The organism is Candidatus Rhabdochlamydia oedothoracis, assembly GCF_019453995.1.
Classification (GTDB): Bacteria; Chlamydiota; Chlamydiia; order Chlamydiales; family Rhabdochlamydiaceae; genus Rhabdochlamydia; species Rhabdochlamydia oedothoracis.
Map to the genome: position 1 here is coordinate 455,192 of NZ_CP075587.1, position 23,338 is coordinate 478,529.

Consider the following 23,338-nt stretch of genomic DNA (forward strand, 5'->3'; position numbering starts at 1 on the left):
ATAAAATGATTGCAAAAATAGCTAAATTGCTTGTTATACCTGATCTTAGAAAAAAGATTTTTTTTACTCTTCTTATGTTAATTGCCTGTCGCATAGGTTCTTATATACCTGTGCCAGGTATTAATGGAGAATTAGCTGTGCAGCTTTTTCGTAGCACAGCAGGTGGTAGCCAAAATCTTTTCCAACTAATGGATATATTTTCTGGAGGAGCTTTTGCTCAAATGACTGTGATTGCTTTAGGGGTTATGCCTTACATATCCTCTTCGATCATTATGCAGTTAGTGATGGCGCTTGTTCCTACTATGCAAAGGGAAATTAAAGAAAATCCAGAAAGCGGGAAGCGCAAATTAGGACGCTGGACACGTACTCTTACTTTGTTTTTAGCGTTTTTTCAATCAGGGGTATTTGGAAGATTTGCTGTGCAATTAAATGCAGGAACGCCTGGCATTATTGCAAGCGAGGTTATGGATGTGCAATTTTTAGGAATTCCTTGGTTGTTTTATTTAATTATAATGACAACCATGACCACTGGAACCATTCTTTTGATGTGGATTGGCGAGCAGATTACGGAAAAAGGGATTGGTAATGGAATTAGCTTAATTATTACTGTTGGGATTCTTTCTTCTCTGCCAAGTACTTTGGGTTCTGTAATACGTCAGCTCAATTTAGATTCTCAAGAGCCAGGGCAGCTTACATTTTCTTCATTAGTTATTTTATCTGTTGTTTTTGTTCTTATTATAGTAGGAACTATTTTAATTATTCAGGGTCAAAGAAAGATTCCTCTTCAATATGCTAGACGAGTTGTAGGAAGACATGAAGTGCAAGGGGGGGGGAATGCATATATTCCTTTGAAAATAAACTATGCTGGAGTGATTCCTGTAATTTTTGCCTCTTCATTGTTAATGTTTCCTGCTACGATTGGGCAATTTATAGGCGCTAATTCTTGGGTTGGGAAATGCGCAAATGCTATTTCACCAGGGAGTTGGCTATATATGTTTATCTTTGTAATGCTGATTATTTTTTTCACGTACTTTTGGACGGCAACCCAGTTTCACCCAGAACAAATCGCGTCTGATATGAAAAAGAACGGGGCTTTTATTCCTGGGATTAAGCAAGGAAGATTTACTCAAGATTACTTGGAATTAACGATGAATAGAATTACGTTTGCAGGAGCTATTTTTCTTTCAATGATTGCAATTTTACCAACAATTATTGGAAAGCTACTACACGTGGACGCTAGTATCACATATTTTTTTGGAGGGACTTCTTTGCTCATTCTCGTAGGTGTTATTCTAGACACCTCTAAGCAAATAGAATCCCACTTATTAATGAAACGCTATGAAGGGTTTATGAAGAGAAGTCGGCTAAAAGGAATATAGAAGTTTTTTTAGTCGAATTAAGATAACAGGTCAATATTGTGAATAAATAAAAGATCTGATAATCTGCCTCAGATAATTGTTTAAAAAAGGAATTTGTTTCATGCCTAGAGTAATTGGAGTCGATATCCCAGATAACAAGCGGCTAGAAATTAGCTTGACGTATGTTTATGGTGTTGGTCGCGAGACATCAAAAGGAATTTGCAAGGAACTAGGACTAGATCCTAATATGAGAGCACATCGTTTAACACAAGATGAAATTGCAAAAATTAATGCTAAATTGCAATCCGACTACATAGTTGAAGGGGATCTTCGTCGCCAAGTTCAAGGAAATATTAAAAGATTGATTAGCATTCATTGCTATCGAGGAATGCGTCATCGTTTAGGTCTTCCTGTTCGTGGCCAGCGTACACGCTCTAATGCGCGTACTAGAAAAGGAAAGAGAAAAACAGTAGCGAACAAAAAGAAATAGAGGAGATTGAACTTTGGCTAAACAAGATACCCGTAAGGTAATGGTTAAAAAACCAACCATTGTTAAAAATAAAAAAAAGACGCATCGCAATGTTTCATCAGGCATTGCTCATGTTTCAGCAACCTTTAGTAATACAATTATTTCTATCACCGATTTAGCGGGTAATACAATTACTGCTTCTTCTGCTGGTAGAGTTGGATATACAGGTTCTCGTAAATCATCTGCTTTTGCAGCAAATATGGCAGCAGAAGATGCTGCAAAGCGAGCAATTACAATTAGCGGGATGAAAGAAGTGGAAGTAAACCTTTGTGGGCCTGGTACTGGAAGGGAATCTGCTGTAAAAGGATTACGCGGTGGTGGATTAGAAGTTACGTTTATTAGAGATGTAACCCCTATATCTCACAACGGATGCCGTGCACCTAAAAGACGAAGGGTATAAACCCGGTTTTTGCTATAAAAATATAAATAATACTGATTTTATCGGTATTTAAAGAAGAACTAGAAATTTTCAGGAGTTTGATCATGGCCATTAAATATGGCAAGTTTGAGTTGCCGTCAAAGATTAAGCTTGATGAAGCGAGCCGTTCTAAGACATTTGCTCGTTTTATTGCAGAGCCGTTTGAGAGAGGTTTTGGACACACTGTTGGGAATGCTTTGCGCAGAATCATGCTCAGCTCCTTAGAAGCTCCTGCTATTGTTTCTGTGCGTATCGAAGATGTCCCCCATGAGTATATGGCGATTGATGGCGTAATAGAAGATATGACAACAATTGTGTTAAATTTTAAAAGTGCTCTTTTACGCAAATTACCAATAGATGATGAGCTAGAGTCTCGTGAATTAAAGCAGATTTCTAAAATGCTGGATGTTACGCCAGAAATGCTTGAAAAAAACAATGGTCAATATGCAGTAACTCTACACGATTTGTTAGAAGAGTCTGAGTTTGACATATTCAATCCAGAGTTGGTGATTTTTACAGTCACTAAACCAATGATGCGTAAAATTGATTTAAAAATAGCAATTGGTCGTGGATATGTACCTGCTGAAAGGCATCCGATACAAGAAAACGTAGTGGATGAAATTTTATTGGATTCCGCTTTTTCTCCTGTAAGATTGGTAAATTACTTTGTGGAAAATACACGCGTAGGTCAAGATACAGATTTTGATCGTTTAATTTTGGAAGTGAATACAGATGGGCGTATTTCTCCTGAAGAAGCACTCACTTTTGCAACGCAAATTGGGATTTTACATTTTGAAGTTTTTGATGAATTAAATGTAGACATCTTAAGTTTTGATCAGGGAGAAATTAAACTCAATACGGATAAAGATGCTCTGATGGCTAAGCTTGCATTAAAAATTAATGAAATTGAGCTTTCTGTACGTTCAAGTAATTGTCTTTCTTTAGCTTGTATTGATACAATTGCAGAGCTGGTTGTCATGCCAGAACCTGAGCTTTTGAGATTTAGAAATTTTGGAAAGAAATCTCTAAATGAAATTAAAGATAAACTAAAAGGAATGGGTCTTTGGCTAGGAATGACTAAAGAAGACCTTGGGATGGATCTTCATAAGGATAACGTCAAAGAAGTTGTACAGGAATACTTAAGTAAAAAGGTAGGTCATCAAACATGAGACATCGCAAACACACCTTTAAAATAGGGCGAACTGCAAGCCATCGCCGCTGTATGATTGCTAATATGGTTAAGTCTTTAATTGTACATGGTCGAATTAAAACAACAGAGCGCAAAGCTTCCGAGCTTAAAAGACATGCAGACCACGTTGTAACTTTAGCTAAATCAAATGCTTTGGCTAATAAGCGCAAGATAGTTGGGGATTTAATGATTCGTTATAACTCATTAACCACAAAGGAAGCAAGAGCTGCTAAAGCAGGAGATACTTCTTCTTATAACATAGATCGTAGAGTAATGGGCAAGCTTGATGAGCTTGCAAAAAGATTTGCTAATCGAAATGGCGGATTTACACGCGTTCTAAAAGAAGGATATCGTGTAGGTGATGGAGCTTCTCTCTGTTATATTGAGTACCTTTCCGAATAAATTTATTTGATCTAAAAAAGTGTCTATCCATAGATGCTTTTTTAGAGATTGTTTTTCAAATTTCTAAATATATATTCTTATATTTTCTAAGAAATCTTAAGCCTTGTAGATATACAACCTTATGGATTAATCTTGAGGCTGTTTTGATATATAAAACGAAGACTCGATAAGGAGGAATACATGTCAATTCGAGTTGGTATTAATGGGTTTGGAAGAATTGGTCGTCTTATGCTAAGGATTATCAGTGAAAAGTGTCCAGATATCGACGTTGTTGCAATCAACGATCTTGTCCCACCCGAAGATCTAGCTTACTTATTAAAGTATGATTCTGTGCACCACACATTTCCTCACTGTGTTACAGCAGACGATAAGCATATAAACGTAAATAAAAAAAAGATTTTAGCTCTCTCTGAGAGAGAGCCTGAAAAACTTCCCTGGAAAGATTTAAAAGTAGATTATGTGATTGAATCAACAGGTTACTTTACCGATTTAGAGTCAGCGAATAAACATAGAAAGGCTGGCGCTAAAAGAGTTATTATTTCTGCTCCTGCAAAAGGAGAAGTTCCTACTTTTGTAATGGGGGTTAATCAAGAAAATTATAATCCACAGAAGGATTTTATTGTTTCTAATGCCTCTTGTACAACGAACTGTTTAGCACCTTTAACAAAAATACTACTCGATCATTTTGGGATAGAAGAAGGTTTGATGACCACTGTACATGCTATGACAGCTACACAGCATACAGTAGATAGCCCTTCTAGAAAAGATCGACGAGGGGGACGAGCTGCAAGTATAAACATTATTCCTTCATCTACGGGTGCAGCAAAAGCAGTAGCGCTTTGTTTGCCTGAAGTAAAAGGCAAATTAACAGGTATGGCATTACGCGTTCCTGTAATTGATGTTTCTGTTGTCGATCTTACAGTAAGGCTTACCAAAGCTACATCATATGAAGAAATCTGTGCTGTTATTCAAAAAGAAGCAAGAGGACCTATGAAGGGCATTGTCACCTATTGTGATGAAGATGTTGTTTCTTCTGACTTTATTGGTCATCCCTCTTCTTGTATTTTTGATAGACATGCGGGAATAAAATTAAATTCTCATTTTTATAAATTAATTGCTTGGTATGATAATGAAATGGGATACTCACATCGAGTCGTAGATTTGCTGCGATATATGGTATCCAAAGAAACCTTAAGCTAATAACATGGAATAAGATACGTGCATTTTACTCGAGAACCAACGATTGAAACAATTATTTCTCCTAGAGAAGAGGGCTATAAGCTTCTCGTGCGTAATACTAAAGGAGAAAAGGCAGAAGAATATTACGTTGATGCAGTGGAAGTTGTCTCTTTTGGTCGGGCTTTCTTTTTCCGTTCTCTAGAAAAGCCTAAAGCATTTTTAGTGCCTACAGGAGATTATGAGATTTTAGAAGTACGCGAAGCGCGCATTGCATTGAAAAATGTAAACCATGAGCGTTCCATTAAAATTGGAGGAGGTCGTGAAAATACGCGTGCTCCTGCTAAAGAAACTCCTACTCCTGAAAAAGAGTTAGCATCTGTAGTAGAGGAATCCTCTGCTTTAGAAACTGTTGAATCTACAACAGAAGAAGTGCGTGCGGATAAGCGTCGAGATCGCCATCGCCGTCGTCGTCGTCGTCATACCGATGAACAACAAGAACAACGCTCTCGCAGAGCAGATAGTTCTGAAAAAGAATCGAGCGAGTCAAAAGAAGAGCAAAAAGGAACAGATGAAGAAAAAATCCCATCACCTATGCTTATTTCTCCTCCTCCGATACTTATTTCAGAAACCCTGCTTAGCCGTTATAAAGATAAAGACTTAGGACAATCTCTTCTAGAAAAAAAAGAAGAGATTATCACTCACGAAGAAATTCTTGAGCAACAAGTAGAATCAAAAGTAGAAGAGAAAAAAGAAGAAGAGGATTCAGATAAAGATCCAGGTTCAGAAGGGACTGCTTTTAGTCGCTCTATTCTTAACCCTCCTACTTTTACAGAAAATATCAAAACCGATTTTTTATTCTGATATGAAGGCTCTTAAAAATTTAAGAGCCTTTTTTCTTGCTTTTTTTTTAAATACTCCAGTAAGCTCATGAGCCTCATCGCTTGGCTCGGATGGTGGAATGGTAGACACTAGGGACTTAAAATCCCTTGCTCGCAAGGGCGTGCAGGTTCGACTCCTGTTCCGAGCAATTTGATATAAGGTGGCAAAGGAAGCATTGCTGAATTTGAACTATGCAGGAAAGGCATGCCGGCTCAATCAAGGCCAGCTTAAACAACTAAAAATCTATGTAAAAGAAGAATCTCCCAGTTCAGCTAAACAAGTTGTCAATTTTGCCAAAGACCGCTTTGGAATATGTTATACGCCATCAGCACACCCATTTCTGTCAGTGATATTAGCAGTGGTAATGTGAATCGCATGAGGGAGCCCTTGGGTATCGACTGCTATATGTCTTTTTATTCCTGATATTTTTTCCCCTGCATCATATCCTTATCTTCTCCGCTGTATCAGTATTTTTAACACTTTGAGCATCAATAATTACAAAGCTTGTTTTCTCTTTCCGACCACTGCTTTTTCTGACCTCGCCAACCAATTTTTTTAAAACTATTTCAAGAATACTCTTAGAGCCTGTTTAAAATCTTTTCATTAAGGTATAATGATAGTTTTCATAAAACCTTTGGAGGTAGTTATGACCCGCTCTCATCCAAGCGATATTTCTCGTAAACAATTTAGCAAAATCCATCTAATACTTGAGTCTACACGCAAAAAAACACGTCCACGAAGAGTTGATCTATATGATATTTTTTGTGGAATTTTGTACATTTTAAAAAGTGGTTGCCAGTGGCGTATATTACCCATAGATTATCCTAAATGGGAATTATGTTATTATTATTTCCATCTTTGGAATAAAAAAGATGATAAAAGTTCTAAGAGCCTGTTTAAAATCTTTTCAAAAGTGAGGATATTCTGGAGAAAGATTTGCAAAGAGTGTACAGGAAATATTAGAATATAGTGGTTCCGATTCAATCGTATAGAAAAATATTTTGTTTTGTGTTAAGCTATTGAGTATGAAAAAACTGATCCCTAGCCAGAGAGCTGACTTAGAACACAAGTTAAAGCATCCAAAAGACTATTCTGAACGGAATAGGCTTTGTGTAATTTTGGGCTATGATGAGGGTATCTCAACAAAAAATCTTGCTAAAACACTCCGGATAAGCCCTATCACTGTTCAGAAATACCTCAGAGAATATGATTCCGAAAATAAAACTGGAAGTAGCCCTCGAGGCGGTAGCAAATCAAAACTTTCACAAGACCAAAAAGAGTCTCTACTAAAACACCTACATGAAAAGACCTATCTTAAAGTCAAAGGGATCATAGCTTATGTGCATGAGCAATATGGGATAAAATATTCCCGAAGTGGCATGACAGATTGGCTCATACAGCACGGATTTGTTTATAAACGTCCTAAAAAGATTCCTGGGAAATTAGATCCTGAAAAACAACGAATTTTCATAGAACAATATAGGGCTTTAAAGGAGACCTTAAACCCTGATGAAGAGATCTATTTCATAGATGCTGTGCATCCTGAACATCAGTCCCAAGCCGTATGTGGATGGATCAAAAAAGGCGTTCAAAAGACTTTGCAGACATCCGGGAAACAATTGCGATTGCATTTTGCTGGAGCTCTTTGCCTGACAGGAATGAAGATTTTTACAGAGGAATATAAGACAGTTGATGCCGATGCAATGCTCGATTTTTTCAAGAAGCTAGAAAAACAGACAGAGGCTCGAATTATTCATGTAATTTTGGATAATGCAAGATCAAACAAAAATAAGAAACTAGAAGAGTTTCTGATGTCTTCTAGGATTAAAGTGCACTATCTCCCTCCTTATTCGCCGAATTTGAATCCTATTGAACGCTTGTGGAAGATCTTAAAGGAAAAGAAGGTATACAATCGATATTACGAAACGTCGGTGACTTTTTTTCAGGCAATTAGAGGATTCTTCTTAGAAGAGATACCGAAAATAACAGATATTTTGAAATGTAGGATAAACGACAAGTTTCAAGTCGTTGACTTAAATCCCATTAAGCTAGCCGTTTGAATCGGCACTAGTATATATAGTAGAAATAGCAAAAAGAAATGCACTTCATACTTTTACAGTCATTTCTAGAAGATGGATTGTAAAGCGTTCTTTTGCGTGGATAGAAAAATGTCGCAGGCTATGGAAAAATTGAGAAAGAAAACTACATACAAGCCTGAATATGGTGGTTCTAGCTTTTATTGATCTACTTTTGAAAAGATTTTAAACAGGATCTTAAGGGAAAAGACGGTATACAATCGATATTACGAAACGTCGGTGACTTTTTTTCAGGTAATTAGAGGATTCTTCTTAGAAGAGATACCGAAAATAACAGATGTTTTGAAATGTAGGATTAACGACAAGTTTCAAGTCGTTGACTTGAACCCCATTAAGCTAGCCGTTTGAATCGGCACTACTATATACTAGTTTGATTTTAAATTAAGAATTGCATAACTAGGTTTTTTTGAAAAAACTGCTCTATTTTGTAAGAAGATGTTATCTTTTGTGTAAAAATGTTTATGTGCTTAAACTCTTAATTTGAATGCAAACGAGTATAACACGAAATACACTCTTGGCATTAGCTATGCCTGTTTCATATTTTTTTTGAAACTCTTGACTCTACTTTCAGTCATGCGGTTTTCTCTTATAACGGAGTAAACTTTCATTTTCAGTAAGTTTGCTTTTAAGATCAGCTAATCCGAATGATATATGCTTTTAGGTCCAAATTCAGAGGTTTTTTGTTTATGACGATTGTTCCAGCTGTAGAAAAAAGACTTTTCAAACACTAAATTCAAGGATTCTCTGTCTTTAGCTGCTCATTACAAGGTTCAAAAAAACTTATATTCACATTAACCAGAAATTTTCTTTGCCATTTTTCTAAAGATAAAAAAGTGAAAAGGAGCTAATGCATACCAATAAACTCTTCCTAGTACCCCTTTAGGTCGAAAGGTAGCCGTTTGGATTAAGAAATCTTTGTTTTCTTTATTTTCTATTTTGAATTGCAGCCAAGCTTCACCGGGAAGTTTCATGCCGGCGTATAAAATGAGATTAGCATTTTTTTTATCAGCACGTAAGACTCGCCAAAAATCAATAGCATCGCCCACTTGGATTTCTGAGGGGTGTCTTCTGCCGCGGTTTAATCCTACTCCTCCAATGAGACGATCCATCAATCCTCTTATTTTCCAGCACCAGTTAAGAGCATACCAGTTTGTATTTCCTCCAATACACCATATCCTTTCGATTACGGTGTTTTTAGAGTTGTGAAGAGGAACTATTTGTTTATTGATAAGACATCCTTCTATGGGGACTTGGACATATGTTTCGATATTAAGATTTGAGCTGTTAGGTTCCCAGGCATCCATCCAAGTAGAGAGCACTTCATTTTGTGTAATCTTTTTAAAAACCAATTCTAGTGCTTCTTGAAAGTTCAAGCAGTGATGGGGGAGGATTTGATGGATTTCGTTTTTTTGACAAATAGAGCTAATTCTCATGCTTTCTACTAAGTAAGAGCATAAAGAAAACCGTACGGAAGTAATAAATACAAGCCAGTAACTAGATAAACGAGGGGAGAGAACAGGAACATTAATTACCTGTCTTTTTAGTTTCCTAAACTTTGCATATTCTAGAATCAAGTCTTTAAACCGTAAAACATCAGGACCTCCAATATCAAAGATTTTGTGATAGCAATCTTCTTTTAGCATCACTTGTGTGAGGTAGAATAAGATATCCCGAATAGCGATTGGTTGACAGAGGGTATTGACCCACTTAGGGGCAATCATAAAGGGAAGTTTTTCGGTTAAATCGCGGATAATTTCAAAAGATGCACTGCCACTTCCAATGATAATGCTCGCTCGTAAGATAGTAGTGGGAATTGCGCTTCTTCTGAGAACTTCTTCAACTAGTAAACGCGATTTTAGATGAGGGGATAATTTCTTTTCATCATTTATGATCCCTCCTAAGTAGATGATTTGTTGGACATGAGTTTCTTTTATTCCTTTAACAAATTGATTAGCTACTTCTAGCTCAACAGTTATCAAGTTACTCATAATATCTGTCATAGAATGCACGAGATAATAAGCTACATCAATAGCTGTAGGCAGTTGAGATAATGTATCAGGGTTTTTTAGATCCCCCCATATATAATGCAGATTTGGTCGATTTTCGGAAAAAACAGATACGCCTTTAATGCGACATAAGGCATATACCTCATGTCCTTGGTCTAAAAGAGTATGGATCAAACGTTTTCCTACAAATCCAGTAGAACCAGTGATAAAGACTTTAGCCATAGATCAATAACTTGTTGGATCGAGTTTTACTTTGCCTTTAAAAACCTTATACACGTAGCTGACATAAAAGATGGATAGGGGAGCGCCTGCTAAGGCAACAATAAAAATCACCGATAAAGTAATAGGCGAAGAAGAACTATTAAAAATGGATAGGCTTAAATTCTTAGGATCTTTGCTGGAGATGATTAAATCGGGATAAGTTCCTATTGCGTAAAGCAACATTAAACTTAAAATAGCAATACAAGACCCAATAAAAGCCCAACCAAAGCGTTCTTTATATAATTGATAAGGGATGGAAAAAATGCCAAATAAACTAATGATTACAAAAATAACAAGACTTGGATGTTTAAAAATCCTATCCATCATAAAAGGAAAATATTCATACGTTGCTAACGTTGTCACCAGCCAAAGAGTTAGAAAGGTAATCACGAGTGGGTAAATTAATTTTACTAAATGTTTTTGGATATCACCCTCTGTTTTGATCAAGAGATATAAACATCCGTGAAGCGTAAAAAAGATCAATGTAAAACACGCTATTAAAAATGCGTAAGGGTTCATGAAGTGTAGTTGATCCCATAAAATGATGCCTGTGTGATTGAGTGGCATGCCTTGGATTAAATTACCTAAAATTAAACCAAGATCTATGGAGATGAATAAGCTAGCTAAAAAAAATAATACATCCCAAGTTCTACGCCAGAGAGAGGATTCTTTTTTACTACGAAATTCCATAGTAGCTGACCTAAACATAAAACCAAAGACCAAAAGCATCATCGGTATATACTAGTGCCGATTCAAACGGCTAGCTTAATGGGATTTAAGTCAACGACTTGAAACTTGTCGTTTATCCTACATTTCAAAATATCTGTTATTTTCGGTATCTCTTCTAAGAAGAATCCTCTAATTGCCTGAAAAAAAGTCACCGACGTTTCGTAATATCGATTGTATACCTTCTTTTCCTTTAAGATCTTCCACAAGCGTTCAATAGGATTCAAATTCGGCGAATAAGGAGGGAGATAGTGCACTTTAATCCTAGAAGACATCAGAAACTCTTCTAGTTTCTTATTTTTGTTTGATCTTGCATTATCCAAAATTACATGAATAATTCGAGCCTCTGTCTGTTTTTCTAGCTTCTTGAAAAAATCGAGCATTGCATCGGCATCAACTGTCTTATATTCCTCTGTAAAAATCTTCATTCCTGTCAGGCAAAGAGCTCCAGCAAAATGCAATCGCAATTGTTTCCCGGATGTCTGCAAAGTCTTTTGAACGCCTTTTTTGATCCATCCACATACGGCTTGGGACTGATGTTCAGGATGCACAGCATCTATGAAATAGATCTCTTCATCAGGGTTTAAGGTCTCCTTTAAAGCCCTATATTGTTCTATGAAAATTCGTTGTTTTTCAGGATCTAATTTCCCAGGAATCTTTTTAGGACGTTTATAAACAAATCCGTGCTGTATGAGCCAATCTGTCATGCCACTTCGGGAATATTTTATCCCATATTGCTCATGCACATAAGCTATGATCCCTTTGACTTTAAGATAGGTCTTTTCCTGTAGGTGTTTTAGTAGAGACTCTTTTTGGTCTTGTGAAAGTTTTGATTTGCTACCGCCTCGAGGGCTACTTCCAGTTTTATTTTCGGAATCATATTCTCTGAGGTATTTCTGAACAGTGATAGGGCTTATCCGGAGTGTTTTAGCAAGATTTTTTGTTGAGATACCCTCATCATAGCCCAAAATTACACAAAGCCTATTCCGTTCAGAATAGTCTTTTGGATGCTTTAACTTGTGTTCTAAGTCAGCTCTCTGGCTAGGGATCAGTTTTTTCATACTCAATAGCTTAACACAAAACAAAATATTTTTCTATACGATTGAATCGGAACCACTATATATAAGCCAGAGAGCAAGCTAGCAAATACCTTAGGAAACCCTGCTAAGAGGATTCCTGTTGAAATCACAATCCAAACAGAATTTCCATCCCATACCGGACCTATAGCATTTAAAAAAAACCTGCGCTCTTCATCTTTTCTAGCAAAAAGATGTAAACAGCCAAATCCTAGATCGAACCCATCCAATGTTGCATAAGCAATAGCAGAGAAGAGAAAAATAAAGAGGGCAATATGTTGCAAAATGAACATGCTCATCAGGATTTGTCCTTTAGATAGAGATCCCGATAGAGATCTTGATCTTCTGTTAAATTTTGACCGTGTTTGATCTTCTTATCGAGGAGGAATAGAAATAGAACGAAGAAGAGTAAATAGACGATAACAAAGAGAATGAAGGAAATAAGATTTTGCGCAACGGTTACCGTTTCAGAGAACCCCTCACTTGTTTTTAATAGTTTGTGAACAAGCCATAGCTGTCTTCCTATGCAAGAAGAATACCAACCAGCTATATTAGCCAACTGAGGCAGAATAACCGATAGAACCAAGAACCATTGTAGAACAGGAGCTAATACCCACTTTCTCTTCCACCACATATAAAGACCCATTAGAGAAGCAAACATCATCAATCCCCAACAAATAATCATCAGGTGATAAACCTGAAAGACGGGTTGGATTAAAGGCCATTCTTCGTAAGGAAACTCATTTAAGCCCAGCACTGTGGGTTTAAAATCACGATACACCAAAAAGCTCAGTAGTCCAGGAATAGGCAATCCATAAACCTTTTGCTTTTCCACATCTACCCAACCAAAAGCATAAGCGGGAGTATAAGGTTTTGTTTCAAAAACCCCTTCAAAAGCAGCGAGCTTAACAGGATTGTACCTAGCAATATCTCTTGCTAGAAAATCTGCAGAGATGAGTTGCAAAATACCTGTTATAAACGCCATCAAAACCCCTAATTTAAAGGAGCGCACAGCAAACTCATAATGCTGCTTTTTCATTAGATAATAGGCAGATACGCTGATGATTAAAAAGGCCCCTGTTAACCAAGCAGAAAGGAGGACATGTATAATGTGATCAATAGCTGTGGGATTAAACAACATCTGAACCCAGTTGGTCACTTGAGCAACAACAGTACCATCTGGTTGAGTGACTAATTCATAGCCTGCAGGATATTGCATCCACGAGTTAACTGCTACGATCCAAAACGCACTAAAATGCGCTCCAAAAGACACCAAAATTGTCGATAGAAAATGGATGTTAGAAGAAACCTTTTTCCAACCAAAGAGAAGAAGCCCTAAAAATCCCCCTTCAATTAAAAAAGCAAAAAAACCTTCCGCACTTAAAGCGCTACCAAATACATCTCCTACAAAACGAGAGTATCTAGCCCAATTGGTTCCTAAGCTAAATTGCAAAGGAATCCCTGTTGCTACTTCAAGAGCAAAAGTTAAGGCAAAGATCTTTAGCCAGAATTTGGTCATATCTTCCCAAACTTTCAACTTGGTTTTTAGATACATCCCTTCCATAAAAATCAAAGCTAAAGAAAGACCAATGCTCAGTGGGGGATAGATATAGTGAAAGGTCAACGTAAAGGCAAATTGCATACGAGATAGAATTTCTACTGTCATAACCACTCTGTAAAAAATATTTTTATATTACTTTAGTGAATCACGAATAGTAATTCATTATGACGAAAGCAAGGAATTGTCCAAGGAGGATCGTACCTTGCCAAAATACAGGGACCAGTAGGGGAATAGCCATGCTGTTCTATAAGTTCTAAAAGCAATCTTGTATTTTGTGTAGCTTTTTTTTCTGTACAAAACCCTGAAAAAGCAAGTGCTGCCCTTTTCTGTGTTTCTATCTGTTTTAGAAGAATCCGAGGATCCTTAGGAGAGGGGAGATCTGTAATCTTGTAGTTTATTGGCATGCTAAAAGCAATTAACCAATTTTTTTGTGTTAAATCTTCTGTTTGTTCTACAGGAGCTGTCATAGCAATTTTGGATTTAGTTGCATTTTGCCCAAAAATATAAGCTGCAAGAATATTAAAACCTTCTTTGGTAGCTTGTTCGAAATCATTTTGAATCCTTGTTTCTGCAATAACGCGCGGTTCATATTGCCTAATTTCAAAATTACCCCATTTTTTCAACACCAGATATTTGGGCCGATCTTTTTTATTTGCCAAGTTTTTCTTCTCCAATATGAAATTTATGAAAAAAACGATGAACTACAAGAGCAAAAATAATTGTAATAACCAACAGAAAAACAGTCCCGCTAAAAAGAGCGTAAGTGCCTGCAAAGATTTTTCCTCCTTTGGTTTCTATAGTTGCTAAAGGCCCCATGCCCAATAAGAGCATAGCAGCATTCTCATAAGCGTCGATCCAAACCATCTTCTCAAAGTGATGAAATCCAAACATACCTCCACTTAAAGACCCTAAAATAATCAAAAAAACCCATAGATACATTACGAGTTAAGCGCTTGAAAAACAATTTTGGATTTAAGCCGTAAGGATTTTTTTTAGTAAGCATAAGATATGTCTAGTACTTTTTTTTATCAGCATAGCAATCTAGCTAAAGCAATCAACAATTATTTTATTTCTGGAGAGGTTTTCAAAAAGAAATCAGAGAAGAGGTCTAAGAGTTCTTTATGTTTACAGATCTTTGCATAGAAAAATAAGCCTAAGATAAAAGCAAAAGCTTGTGTGAAAAAAGATAAAAGCTGAGAGGATACATGGCGAGTTAAGCCTAAAGAAGAGTTCAATAAGAAACCAATCCCAAAAGCACAAAGAGCTGCAAATGCACTAGCAAAAACGGTTTTAAATATTAAAGGCAAAAACAAAGGAGATTTCCATCCTGCTTTATGACTAAATTTATAGAGAATCCAATAATTGAGGTAGGCGCTTATGCTGGTCGCCAAAGCAGTGCTAATCACACCTAATTGCAACTGAAATACAAATAGGGTATTTAAAACGATATTAACAGCAACTGTAGCAACAGAGAGAAACATCGGTGTACGAAAATGATTCTGTGCATAAAAAATCGCAGAGAACAGAAGCACTAAGCTGCTAGGAACAAGACCCAAACTATATGCCCAAAGACAAAAAGTGGTTTTTACTACCGCTATTTCGGAAAAGTTTCCTCTGCCATATAACAAGTTAACCGAACTAGTACCGATTGCCAGAATGGCAAAAGTACAAGGGATCATCACCATCATGATCCGTTGATAACTAAAACTAAATAAGTTTTTTGCTTGTTCGATCTGTCCATTTTTCAAACATCTTGCAAGACGAGGAACGATTGTACTGACACAAGCAATTCCAAAAATAGCTAAGGCTAATTGCTCTAGTCGAATGGAATACCAAAGATAGGTAGGAGCCTTTACATCGATATATCTGGCGAATAGAGGATCAACAAAGGAATTGATTTGCATAGCTCCCACACCGATGATGCTTAAACTTAGCGTCTTTGCTAATGTTTGGACCTCTTCTGGGATTTGTAGATCAAACCACTGTCTCCAATTACCTCCAACACACCTCAATGTAGGCACAAAAGTAATTAGCCATTGTCCAAAAAAACCTATAGCAACCCACTTTGCTAAATATGGCATAGCTAGATCTGGAGCTTGATGACGTAATAAAAAAGCTGCTAGCATCCATATCATATTGCAGATAAAAGGTGCAAAGCTAGGAATAAAAAAATACTCATAACAATTGAGAACAGAAATATTAAGACCGTACATACAGATAAATAAAAGACCTGGTAGGAGCCAAGCCGTTAGCTTTAAGATTTCACGATTAGCATCTGAAATGGGCAAAGTTAAAAAAGCGGTAATGCCCCCTTCTGCCAGCAAGATAAAGCCTATTAGTAATAAAGAGAGCAAAAGACTTAACTTACAAAAAAAACGATTTGCTCTAGATTTATCTTGTACATGTATTTGCATAAAATGAGGGATAAAAGCTGATTGAAAAGGGCCTTCTCCTAAAAGACGCCTTAATAAATTAGAGAGCCGAAAAGCTACCATAAATGCAGCAACCGATGCATGATCGCCAAAAGCAAAGGCCATCACTAAATCGCGTCCCATACCACTCATACGGCTTAAAAGCGTTCCAGAAAAAAAACGCTTTATAGTAAGCCTTAAGCTTTTCTCCTCCAAAGCATCCTCACATTTGAGAGTGAGTGTAGAAGTGGCAGATTTTAAAGAGCAAGACAAAAAGTGTTCAGAGCAATTTACGAAGATCCGCCTGAAGCAAAGCAAAAGTCAAAACGGATCGCGAAGGGGAATTTGTTTTTTCTCTCCTTGGATGTGCACCTCTAAAAATCCCTGCATCAGACCTTCTTTCAATTCACCTTTTGTGAAAGAAACCACATCAGCAATCGCCTTTCCATATTCTGTCTGAGATTCCCCTTGAGAAGAAATTTTTGCTAGAAAAAATCGGCATTACAGAGGAGAGCACTCCATTGTCAGGGGGCTACTTGGCCTAGAAAATGCAAAGAGGATGCTACGAGTCCCGTTTCTTCTTGTAATTCGCGCAGAGCTGCTTCTTGTAAATCCACTCCTCCTCTAGGAAGCTCTAGTGCCAAGAGCGAGGGGCATACCGATAGATTACAATCAATGCTATACGGCCAAGGTAAAACCGGTAAACACTTTATATGCTCCGTGAACCAAAAGACTTGTTGTATCAAGATGGTTTTTAGGGTCCAGTAAATCATTGTCTAAAGCAACACCAAAAGCTACTGCAGCGAATAGCTTGGCTTGGCGCCGTAATCTGCAATATCGTCGAGTGCATGCCCTAGTATATAGTGGTTCCGATTCAATCGCATAGAAAAATATAGGATTAACGACAAGTTTCAAGTCGTTGACTTAAATCCCATTAAGTTAGCCGTTTGAATTAGCACTACTATATATTCTGTGATATCTTTAGCTTCGAATTCTGGGCTTAAAAGCCTTTCTATCGGCTTAGTTTCAAAAAACTGATGAGTCAAATAAAGCCTTCTATTCGTAAAACCTAATCCATTTATAATCATAGCAACCGCAGCTATGCCAGAACTGACTTTTCTTTGCTGATAACAGAAGATAAAAACTCTTTATGATCAACAAAGACCTAGCTGGAAAAAATATTTAGAGTCTTCTAGTAAAGGAGTCATAGAATACATACAAGAAATCATTTAAGCGGGCTGTATAACCATTTTTACAATGATTGCGTTTTAGCCAGTTGTTTCTTCAAAATGCAATGCTTCTGAGTTTAGGCAATATCTTTTGCCCGTTGGTTTGGGTCCATCATCAAAGAGATGTCCCAGATGTCCATCGCATCTACTACAGAGGACCTCTGTCCTTGTGCTAAATAAACTGGTGTCTTTTTGATAACTGAGGTTTTCTTCTATAATCGGCGCCCAAAAACTAGGCCATCCTGTTCCTGAATCGTATTTGGTATCTGAACTAAAAAGAGGAAGAGAGCAGCCTGCACAAAAATAAATCCCTTGTTTTTTTAGGTTATAGTACTTATTGTGGAAAGCATTTTCTGTTCCTTTTCGCCTAAGAATGTCGTATTGGTCAACGGAGAGCTTTTTTCTCCATTCTTGATCTGTTAAAAGAACCTTTTCTCCATCAAAATGATCTAAAGACAAGAGATCCTCCTTGTGAACGATAGTACTCATTATTAAACAATTAAAATTGCATTTCTTGTTTTTAACTTAAATTAAAAATAGGTGTCAATGAATTGTTTGTACGCAGTTTTTTATTATTTTTTTGTATAAATTTTGATAAATAATTATGATTTTTTGTTTTTAAATGATAAAAATATAAAAAAATTACGATTTATTAAATAAAACTACGATTTTTTATTGAATAAAAACTTTCTTCCTGAGAATGTGAAAATTATAGGGGTTAATATATTGAGCCTACTATAGGACTTACAATTAACAGGAGGAATCTTTTTTATGGCCACAAGAAAGACGGCAACTAAAAAAAGAACAGCTAAAAGCAAAACAACTAGGAAAGCAGCTCCAAAAAGAGCTAAAGCTAAAAGCAAAACAACTAGGAAAGCAGCTCCAAAAAGAGCTAAAGCTAAAAGCAAAACAACTAGGAAAGCAGCTCCAAAAAGAGCTAAAGCTACTAGAAGAAAATCTGCAAAGAGCACTAGCACCAAAAAAAGAAAAACCATATCTAGAAGAAGAAAAAAACCTTCTTTTTCCATGTTGGGTAGAAGCACAACAGGTGGTGAAGATTTAGGTCATCTTTACAGCTAACTTTTTAAAGATAACCTCGAGATAAATTTTTTCGAGGTTATCTTTGGCCCTTTCAACCTCGAAGTGCACAAAAAAGAACATATAAATACTTGAAAAAACATCTATTGTGCACCCGAGCATAGCATGTTTGTAGATAATCTCCTAAACACTTCTAGTGGAGTTTCGAAGTTGAGAGCCTTTCTAGGTCTGTTATTTAGTATAAGTTTCCACCCTTTCCATATCCTTGGAAGTTGTATCTAAAAAGCTTTGTGTTTTAGGAAAATATTGCCTAACTAGTCCGTTTGTATGCTCATTTAAGCCTCTTTCCCAAGAATGGTAGGGCGTTGCAAAGTAGAAGTCTGTCTCTAGCTCGAAACTAACCATTTGGTGATAGGCAAATTCTTTTCCGTTGTCTGCTGTTAATGTGTGTACAAAATCTTTGATAGGTTTAAGTTGTTCAATTAACGCTTGACTTACTTCCTCTGCAGTTTTATGAGAAACTTTGGCGAGCTTAGTTAGCTTGGAAGTTCTTTCTACCATTGATACAATTACGCCTTTATGTCCTGCCCCTATGACTGTATCTAGTTCCCAGTCTCCTAAACGAGTCTTTTTTTCTACAATACAAGGCCGTTGCTTAATATCTATACGACCAGGCATGTTCCCTCTTCCAGAAGCTCCCTTTCTCTGCTTGTTATATTTTTTCCCTCGATGACGGAGCTCTCTATAAAGCTGTCCTCCCTGTCGTTTATCTTTCCAGATATGATTATATACTAGTGCCGATTCAAACGGCTAGCTTAATGGGATTTAAGTCAACGACTTGAAACTTGTCGTTTATCCTACATTTCAAAATATCTGTTATTTTCGGTATCTCTTCTAAGAAGAATCCTCTAATTGCCTGAAAAAAAGTCACCGACGTTTCGTAATATCGATTGTATACCTTCTTTTCCTTTAAGATCTTCCACAAGCGTTCAATAGGATTCAAATTCGGCGAATAAGGAGGGAGATAGTGCACTTTAATCCTAGAAGACATCAGAAACTCTTCTAGTTTCTTATTTTTGTTTGATCTTGCATTATCCAAAATTACATGAATAATTCGAGCCTCTGTCTGTTTTTCTAGCTTCTTGAAAAAATCGAGCATTGCATCGGCATCAACTGTCTTATATTCCTCTGTAAAAATCTTCATTCCTGTCAGGCAAAGAGCTCCAGCAAAATGCAATCGCAATTGTTTCCCGGATGTCTGCAAAGTCTTTTGAACGCCTTTTTTGATCCATCCACATACGGCTTGGGACTGATGTTCAGGATGCACAGCATCTATGAAATAGATCTCTTCATCAGGGTTTAAGGTCTCCTTTAAAGCCCTATATTGTTCTATGAAAATTCGTTGTTTTTCAGGATCTAATTTCCCAGGAATCTTTTTAGGACGTTTATAAACAAATCCGTGCTGTATGAGCCAATCTGTCATGCCACTTCGGGAATATTTTATCCCATATTGCTCATGCACATAAGCTATGATCCCTTTGACTTTAAGATAGGTCTTTTCATGTAGGTGTTTTAGTAGAGACTCTTTTTGGTCTTGTGAAAGTTTTGATTTGCTACCGCCTCGAGGGCTACTTCCAGTTTTATTTTCGGAATCATATTCTCTGAGGTATTTCTGAACAGTGATAGGGCTTATCCGGAGTGTTTTAGCAAGATTTTTTGTTGAGATACCCTCATCATAGCCCAAAATTACACAAAGCCTATTCCGTTCAGAATAGTCTTTTGGATGCTTTAACTTGTGTTCTAAGTCAGCTCTCTGGCTAGGGATCAGTTTTTTCATACTCAATAGCTTAACACAAAACAAAATATTTTTCTATACGATTGAATCGGAACCACTATAGATGGTCTCATGACTAACATGTTCTTTACCATGTCTTTTAAGCCATCCGGATATTTGTATAGGGCTCCATTGCAACTTGATTTTTTCTTCAATACGGGTAACTATTTGAGGAGTCATTTTTTTATTGGGCTGAGAATTTTTTCTAAGAAATGCTTTTTCTTGAGCTTGCTGATGACGGTATCCTCGTTGCCCTTTATTTCTCTTAAGTTCCCTACTAATAGTGCTATGATGAACTTTTAGAATGTTTGCTATTGAGCTAGATGTATCTCCTCTAGCTTTTAAAATATAAATCTGACATCTTTGGTCATAGGTTAGGTGATGGTAGCCTTTAGGCAAGGTCTCTCCTTGTGTTTGATTGTTAAAAATCACAATAGAGATTCTTTCATCGCCTGCCTATTCTTTTTTTAATTCTTCTGTGCACTTCAAACTTGAAAAGACTTTTTAAAAAAAATTGGTTGGCGAGGTCAGAAAAAGCAGTGGTCGGAAAGAGAAAACAAGCTTTGTAATTATTGATGCTCAAAGTGTTAAAAATACTGATAAAGCGGAAAAGATAAGGATATGATGCAGGGAAAAAAATATCAGGAATAAAAAGACATATAGCAGTCGATAGCCAAGGGCTTCCTCATGCGATTCACATTACCACCGCTAATATCACTGACAGAAATGGGTGTATAGAAGCATTTTCACTACATAAAAACCATTTGTTCGGTGTAAAAAATGTTTTAGCAGATGGAGGATATTCTGGAGAAAAATTTGCAAAGAGTGTGCAGGAGATATTAGGATGTATAGTAGAAATAGCCAAAAGAAATACACTTCATACTTTTACAGTTATTCCCAAAAGATGGGTTGTAGAGCGTTCTTTTGCGTGGATAGAAAAATGTTGCAGGCTATGGAAAAATTGCGAAAGAAAACTACATACAAGCCTGAATATGGTGGTTCTTGCTTTTATTGCTCTACTTTTGAAAAGATTTTAAACAGGCTCTGAAAAATGTAATCGAGGACGTAGTGAGATAAGAGAAGTATGGGCGACTGAGAAATTAGATTGGTTACCTCAGCGTCAGATTTGGAAGAAGCTGCATAGCTTGATATGCGTAAAAGTACAGAAGAAATCGCAAGAGAGGAATAGCTGTGAAATTCGGTATTTTATTTCAAGTCTACCTGCTAACGCAGAACGTCTTGCAAAGGAAGTGCGTAATCACTGGAGCATCGAAAACAAATTGCATTGGCAACTTGATGTTAATTTCCGAGAGGATTTAAGTCGTATTAGAAAAGGAAATGGAGCTGAAAATCTATCTATAGTTCGATGGGCTACTTTGAATCTTTTACAAAAAGATAAGACAAGCAAGGTCAGTTTACCAGGGCAAACGCATGAAGATTTTGCTTGATAATTGAGAGATAAAAAATGATTCTGGCTCCTTTTTCATAAGGAGTATAAAATGGAAGGATTCATTCATTCTTCATCTATTATGATGCATTTTTTGAAATTACCAGACCCAAGAAAGACGCGCAATCAAATATGATAGCCTTCATGATATTATCAGCACATCTATGCATCATGTCGTAAAGATTATTTATAGTTATTTAAAATATTATTGATAAAGTTGTATATTTTTCTCCAACAAAATATATGGAGGTAGAGAAATGCCTAAACCATTATTCAATGGATCTAAGAAAACGAGTGCTTCAATACCTAGAAGAAAATAACGACAAAATGAAGGCCAGCCAGCTATTTCAAGTTGGGATTGCAACTGTCTACCGATGGGTAAAGCGTAAGAAACAAAGAGGAAACGTAGAACCTCTAAAAAAGAAAAGCACTTATAAGAAAATTGATGATCAGAGATTAATCGCTTATGTAGAAAAAAACCCCGATCATTTTTTATCAGAGATTGCAAAGCATTTTGGTTTGACTTTGCAAGCAATCTTTTACGCTTTGAAAAGACTCAAGATCACAAGAAAAAAAAGATTGCGTTTTATAAGGAAAGGAATGCGGAAGCAAGAGCGGAATATCTAAAAAAGATAGAAGCAATTTCTCCTGAAAAAAGGGTCTATTTGGATCAGAGCGGAATCAGTCAATATGTGCATAGGCAATATGCGAGGAGCGCGAGGGGAAAACAAATATTTGGAGGAATTTCAGGAAAACGATTTGGTAGACAGAGTGTAATTTCGGCACTACAAGGGAAGAAATTGCTGGCACCGATGTGTTTTGAAGGAACTTGCAATACGGATCTATTTAATGTATGGCTAAAACAGGAATTGATTCCAAATTTGACTCATGGCCAAGTTTTGATTCTCGATAACGCGAGCTTTCATAAATCAAAGACAACTAGAACATTGATAGAGGAAAGTGGATACGAAATGCTCTTTCTCCCGCCTTATTCACCGGACTTAAATCCTATCGAAAAATATTGGGCCAATATGAAAACGAAAATCCGAGAACTTTTACCTACTGTAGCTAATTTATCCGAAGCCTTAGATCAAGCTGTTTTATCAATGTCGATTTAAATAACTATATTAGATCTGGTAGGTGCAAAGGAAATTCTTCATGCGTAAGCCCTGGTCAGTTTACGTAAACGGCGCTTCATTGCATCATGTCGTAAAGATTATTTATTAGATCTAGTAGGTGCAAAGGAAATTCTTCATGCGTAAGCCCTGACCGCATCCCTATGAATCAATCCAATTTTGCTGGGTCCGTAAAACACCTAAAGAGTCTTTAACCGAAGAGTTATACTTAATAAGACGATGTAAAAAGCATAACTTAGCAATGTTTAAAAGTTGTTTATTGCTGTGGTTAATTAAATAGATCAATGTATGTAAATAATCGATCCATAAAGAATCGGGCTTATCATTAAGTAGATGAGCTAATTGTGTTGTGCTAAAAGGAACTTTTAGAGAAATGCTGGTTTCTGCAATCAGCAAAGGTAAAAGCAGAGCCTGTTTTTTTCTATGGGATTGCAGAGTATCGTTATAGTGTTCTAAATAATGAGATGCCTTTTTAAGGCTTCTGTGGATTAAAGGATTCGATACAATAGACTTGTAATTCGAAAATTCGTAGCTTGTAAACACAGCTTTTTCAGCTTTGAAGA

General features: G+C 36.7%; 28 protein-coding genes, 1 tRNA gene and 5 pseudogenes. 17 read left to right on the top strand and 17 right to left on the bottom strand.

Features of this window, described 5'->3' with window-relative positions; genetic code table 11:
- Positions 1–8 precede the first annotated feature (8 nt).
- The 9 genes from secY to RHABOEDO_RS02475 all read left to right on the top strand — a co-directional run bounded on the left by secY (position 9) and on the right by RHABOEDO_RS02475 (position 6,324).
- Positions 9–1,379: a preprotein translocase subunit SecY gene (gene secY / locus RHABOEDO_RS02435; RefSeq protein ID WP_350339701.1), complete on the top strand. Its 1,371-nt coding sequence runs from the start codon at positions 9–11 to the stop codon at positions 1,377–1,379.
- A 100-nt stretch (positions 1,380–1,479) separates the two neighbouring features.
- Complete coding sequence (gene rpsM / locus RHABOEDO_RS02440) at positions 1,480–1,848, top strand: 30S ribosomal protein S13 (RefSeq protein WP_215216815.1); 369 nt, start codon at positions 1,480–1,482, stop codon at positions 1,846–1,848.
- A 40-nt stretch (positions 1,849–1,888) separates the two neighbouring features.
- Positions 1,889–2,287 (top strand): 30S ribosomal protein S11, encoded by a 399-nt coding sequence (gene rpsK / locus RHABOEDO_RS02445; protein WP_215216821.1) that lies wholly within the window; start codon positions 1,889–1,891, stop codon positions 2,285–2,287.
- Between the two features lie 83 nt (positions 2,288–2,370).
- A complete protein-coding gene (locus tag RHABOEDO_RS02450) occupies positions 2,371–3,474 on the top strand; it encodes a DNA-directed RNA polymerase subunit alpha (protein ID WP_215216816.1) in 1,104 nt (367 codons plus the stop codon).
- Positions 3,471–3,896 (top strand): 50S ribosomal protein L17, encoded by a 426-nt coding sequence (rplQ, locus tag RHABOEDO_RS02455; RefSeq protein WP_215216817.1) that lies wholly within the window; start codon positions 3,471–3,473, stop codon positions 3,894–3,896. Before RHABOEDO_RS02450 ends, rplQ begins: the two co-directional genes overlap by 4 nt.
- Before the next feature lie 180 nt (positions 3,897–4,076).
- Complete coding sequence (gene gap, locus RHABOEDO_RS02460) at positions 4,077–5,096, top strand: type I glyceraldehyde-3-phosphate dehydrogenase (RefSeq protein ID WP_215216818.1); 1,020 nt, start codon at positions 4,077–4,079, stop codon at positions 5,094–5,096.
- A gap of 18 nt (positions 5,097–5,114) precedes the next feature.
- Entirely contained in the window at positions 5,115–5,936 is an 822-nt protein-coding gene (locus RHABOEDO_RS02465) for a hypothetical protein (protein WP_215216819.1), read from the top strand.
- A gap of 83 nt (positions 5,937–6,019) precedes the next feature.
- Positions 6,020–6,102 (top strand) — tRNA-Leu (locus RHABOEDO_RS02470).
- A gap of 12 nt (positions 6,103–6,114) precedes the next feature.
- Positions 6,115–6,324, top strand: coding sequence for a hypothetical protein (locus RHABOEDO_RS02475; protein ID WP_215216822.1), 210 nt, complete (start codon positions 6,115–6,117; stop codon positions 6,322–6,324).
- Here RHABOEDO_RS02475 and RHABOEDO_RS02480 read toward each other — a convergent pair.
- Positions 6,288–6,531, bottom strand: a pseudogene (locus RHABOEDO_RS02480) (transposase); the annotation flags it as partial. The gene RHABOEDO_RS02475 and the pseudogene RHABOEDO_RS02480 overlap by 37 nt on opposite strands.
- 69 nt (positions 6,532–6,600) lie before the next feature.
- Between RHABOEDO_RS02480 and RHABOEDO_RS10685 the strand changes: the two are divergent.
- From RHABOEDO_RS10685 to RHABOEDO_RS11080, 4 genes and pseudogenes are all read left to right on the top strand, one after another.
- Positions 6,601–6,790: pseudogene (locus tag RHABOEDO_RS10685) on the top strand (transposase); the annotation flags it as partial.
- 189 nt (positions 6,791–6,979) lie between these two features.
- A complete protein-coding gene (locus tag RHABOEDO_RS02490; protein WP_220017482.1) occupies positions 6,980–8,014 on the top strand; it encodes an IS630 family transposase in 1,035 nt (344 codons plus the stop codon).
- A 19-nt stretch (positions 8,015–8,033) separates the two neighbouring features.
- Positions 8,034–8,219: pseudogene (locus RHABOEDO_RS02495) on the top strand (IS5/IS1182 family transposase); the annotation flags it as partial.
- A gap of 50 nt (positions 8,220–8,269) precedes the next feature.
- Positions 8,270–8,398 (top strand): hypothetical protein, encoded by a 129-nt coding sequence (locus RHABOEDO_RS11080; protein ID WP_256439937.1) that lies wholly within the window; start codon positions 8,270–8,272, stop codon positions 8,396–8,398.
- 443 nt (positions 8,399–8,841) lie between these two features.
- Here RHABOEDO_RS11080 and RHABOEDO_RS02500 read toward each other — a convergent pair whose 3' ends face one another.
- The 15 genes from RHABOEDO_RS02500 to RHABOEDO_RS02570 form a co-directional block, all read right to left on the bottom strand.
- Positions 8,842–10,278 carry an SDR family oxidoreductase gene (locus tag RHABOEDO_RS02500; protein WP_215217686.1) on the bottom strand — a complete coding sequence of 479 codons (1,437 nt, stop codon included), beginning with the start codon at positions 10,276–10,278 and terminating at the stop codon, positions 8,842–8,844.
- A gap of 3 nt (positions 10,279–10,281) precedes the next feature.
- Positions 10,282–11,049, bottom strand: a complete 768-nt coding sequence (locus RHABOEDO_RS02505) for a cytochrome d ubiquinol oxidase subunit II (RefSeq protein WP_320412350.1) — start codon at positions 11,047–11,049, stop codon at positions 10,282–10,284.
- Positions 11,050–11,069: 20 nt separating this feature from the next.
- On the bottom strand, positions 11,070–12,104 hold the full coding sequence (locus RHABOEDO_RS02510; protein ID WP_215216421.1) for an IS630 family transposase: 1,035 nt from the start codon (positions 12,102–12,104) through the stop codon (positions 11,070–11,072).
- 2 nt (positions 12,105–12,106) lie between these two features.
- The gene (locus RHABOEDO_RS02515; RefSeq protein ID WP_215217459.1) at positions 12,107–12,418 is read right to left on the bottom strand and encodes a cytochrome d ubiquinol oxidase subunit II; all 312 of its coding nucleotides are present in this window, start codon (positions 12,416–12,418) and stop codon (positions 12,107–12,109) included.
- The gene (locus RHABOEDO_RS02520) at positions 12,418–13,785 is read right to left on the bottom strand and encodes a cytochrome ubiquinol oxidase subunit I (protein WP_215217460.1); all 1,368 of its coding nucleotides are present in this window, start codon (positions 13,783–13,785) and stop codon (positions 12,418–12,420) included. The genes RHABOEDO_RS02515 and RHABOEDO_RS02520 overlap by 1 nt, the downstream gene beginning before the upstream one ends.
- Before the next feature lie 32 nt (positions 13,786–13,817).
- A complete protein-coding gene (locus RHABOEDO_RS02525) occupies positions 13,818–14,354 on the bottom strand; it encodes an SOUL family heme-binding protein (protein ID WP_320412346.1) in 537 nt (178 codons plus the stop codon).
- A complete protein-coding gene (locus RHABOEDO_RS02530) occupies positions 14,329–14,619 on the bottom strand; it encodes a hypothetical protein (RefSeq protein ID WP_245397547.1) in 291 nt (96 codons plus the stop codon). Before RHABOEDO_RS02530 ends, RHABOEDO_RS02525 begins: the two co-directional genes overlap by 26 nt.
- Before the next feature lie 122 nt (positions 14,620–14,741).
- Positions 14,742–16,409 carry a murein biosynthesis integral membrane protein MurJ gene (gene murJ / locus RHABOEDO_RS02535; protein WP_320412785.1) on the bottom strand — a complete coding sequence of 556 codons (1,668 nt, stop codon included), beginning with the start codon at positions 16,407–16,409 and terminating at the stop codon, positions 14,742–14,744.
- 206 nt (positions 16,410–16,615) lie between these two features.
- Positions 16,616–16,735, bottom strand: coding sequence for an NUDIX domain-containing protein (locus RHABOEDO_RS02540; protein ID WP_220017725.1), 120 nt, complete (start codon positions 16,733–16,735; stop codon positions 16,616–16,618).
- Positions 16,736–17,002: 267 nt separating this feature from the next.
- On the bottom strand, positions 17,003–17,230 hold the full coding sequence (locus RHABOEDO_RS11415) for a DUF4277 domain-containing protein (RefSeq protein ID WP_256439922.1): 228 nt from the start codon (positions 17,228–17,230) through the stop codon (positions 17,003–17,005).
- Positions 17,231–17,359: 129 nt separating this feature from the next.
- Complete coding sequence (gene msrB, locus RHABOEDO_RS02550) at positions 17,360–17,779, bottom strand: peptide-methionine (R)-S-oxide reductase MsrB (protein WP_245397548.1); 420 nt, start codon at positions 17,777–17,779, stop codon at positions 17,360–17,362.
- A 203-nt stretch (positions 17,780–17,982) separates the two neighbouring features.
- Positions 17,983–18,228 (bottom strand): hypothetical protein, encoded by a 246-nt coding sequence (locus tag RHABOEDO_RS02555; protein WP_220017726.1) that lies wholly within the window; start codon positions 18,226–18,228, stop codon positions 17,983–17,985.
- Positions 18,229–18,589: 361 nt separating this feature from the next.
- Positions 18,590–19,138 (bottom strand): IS30 family transposase, encoded by a 549-nt coding sequence (locus RHABOEDO_RS02560; protein ID WP_220017863.1) that lies wholly within the window; start codon positions 19,136–19,138, stop codon positions 18,590–18,592.
- 22 nt (positions 19,139–19,160) lie between these two features.
- A complete protein-coding gene (locus RHABOEDO_RS02565) occupies positions 19,161–20,195 on the bottom strand; it encodes an IS630 family transposase (RefSeq protein WP_220017482.1) in 1,035 nt (344 codons plus the stop codon).
- Positions 20,196–20,228: 33 nt separating this feature from the next.
- A complete protein-coding gene (locus RHABOEDO_RS02570) occupies positions 20,229–20,624 on the bottom strand; it encodes a helix-turn-helix domain-containing protein (protein WP_220017727.1) in 396 nt (131 codons plus the stop codon).
- A 76-nt stretch (positions 20,625–20,700) separates the two neighbouring features.
- On the opposite strand from RHABOEDO_RS02570, the pseudogene RHABOEDO_RS02575 reads away from it, so the two are divergent.
- From RHABOEDO_RS02575 to RHABOEDO_RS02590, 4 genes and pseudogenes are all read left to right on the top strand, one after another.
- Positions 20,701–21,229: pseudogene (locus RHABOEDO_RS02575) on the top strand (IS5 family transposase); the annotation flags it as partial.
- A 27-nt stretch (positions 21,230–21,256) separates the two neighbouring features.
- Positions 21,257–21,640, top strand: a pseudogene (locus RHABOEDO_RS02580) (ISAs1 family transposase); the annotation flags it as partial.
- A gap of 275 nt (positions 21,641–21,915) precedes the next feature.
- A complete protein-coding gene (locus tag RHABOEDO_RS02585) occupies positions 21,916–22,266 on the top strand; it encodes an IS630 transposase-related protein (protein ID WP_220017728.1) in 351 nt (116 codons plus the stop codon).
- A gap of 5 nt (positions 22,267–22,271) precedes the next feature.
- Positions 22,272–22,757 (top strand): IS630 family transposase, encoded by a 486-nt coding sequence (locus RHABOEDO_RS02590; RefSeq protein ID WP_245397582.1) that lies wholly within the window; start codon positions 22,272–22,274, stop codon positions 22,755–22,757.
- 159 nt (positions 22,758–22,916) lie between these two features.
- Here the strand turns inward: RHABOEDO_RS02590 and RHABOEDO_RS02595 are convergent, their stop codons facing one another.
- Complete coding sequence (locus tag RHABOEDO_RS02595) at positions 22,917–23,318, bottom strand: hypothetical protein (RefSeq protein ID WP_215217228.1); 402 nt, start codon at positions 23,316–23,318, stop codon at positions 22,917–22,919.
- Between the last annotated feature and the right edge of the window lie 20 nt (positions 23,319–23,338).

What these genes read in the sequence shown, in the direction of transcription:
- rpsM (WP_215216815.1), top strand. Translation starts at nt 1,480, where the DNA reads ATGCCTAGAGTAATTGGAGTCGATATCCCAGATAACAAGCGGCTAGAA.
- rpsK (WP_215216821.1), top strand. Translation starts at nt 1,889, where the DNA reads ATGGTTAAAAAACCAACCATTGTTAAAAATAAAAAAAAGACGCATCGC.
- RHABOEDO_RS02450 (WP_215216816.1), top strand. Translation starts at nt 2,371, where the DNA reads ATGGCCATTAAATATGGCAAGTTTGAGTTGCCGTCAAAGATTAAGCTT.
- rplQ (WP_215216817.1), top strand. Translation starts at nt 3,471, where the DNA reads ATGAGACATCGCAAACACACCTTTAAAATAGGGCGAACTGCAAGCCAT.
- gap (WP_215216818.1), top strand. Translation starts at nt 4,077, where the DNA reads ATGTCAATTCGAGTTGGTATTAATGGGTTTGGAAGAATTGGTCGTCTT.
- RHABOEDO_RS02490 (WP_220017482.1), top strand. Translation starts at nt 6,980, where the DNA reads ATGAAAAAACTGATCCCTAGCCAGAGAGCTGACTTAGAACACAAGTTA.
- RHABOEDO_RS02500 (WP_215217686.1), bottom strand. Translation starts at nt 10,278, where the DNA reads ATGGCTAAAGTCTTTATCACTGGTTCTACTGGATTTGTAGGAAAACGT.
- RHABOEDO_RS02505 (WP_320412350.1), bottom strand. Translation starts at nt 11,049, where the DNA reads ATGATGCTTTTGGTCTTTGGTTTTATGTTTAGGTCAGCTACTATGGAA.
- RHABOEDO_RS02510 (WP_215216421.1), bottom strand. Translation starts at nt 12,104, where the DNA reads ATGAAAAAACTGATCCCTAGCCAGAGAGCTGACTTAGAACACAAGTTA.
- RHABOEDO_RS02515 (WP_215217459.1), bottom strand. Translation starts at nt 12,418, where the DNA reads ATGAGCATGTTCATTTTGCAACATATTGCCCTCTTTATTTTTCTCTTC.
- RHABOEDO_RS02520 (WP_215217460.1), bottom strand. Translation starts at nt 13,785, where the DNA reads ATGACAGTAGAAATTCTATCTCGTATGCAATTTGCCTTTACGTTGACC.
- RHABOEDO_RS02530 (WP_245397547.1), bottom strand. Translation starts at nt 14,619, where the DNA reads ATGTATCTATGGGTTTTTTTGATTATTTTAGGGTCTTTAAGTGGAGGT.
- RHABOEDO_RS02565 (WP_220017482.1), bottom strand. Translation starts at nt 20,195, where the DNA reads ATGAAAAAACTGATCCCTAGCCAGAGAGCTGACTTAGAACACAAGTTA.
- RHABOEDO_RS02585 (WP_220017728.1), top strand. Translation starts at nt 21,916, where the DNA reads ATGGATCTAAGAAAACGAGTGCTTCAATACCTAGAAGAAAATAACGAC.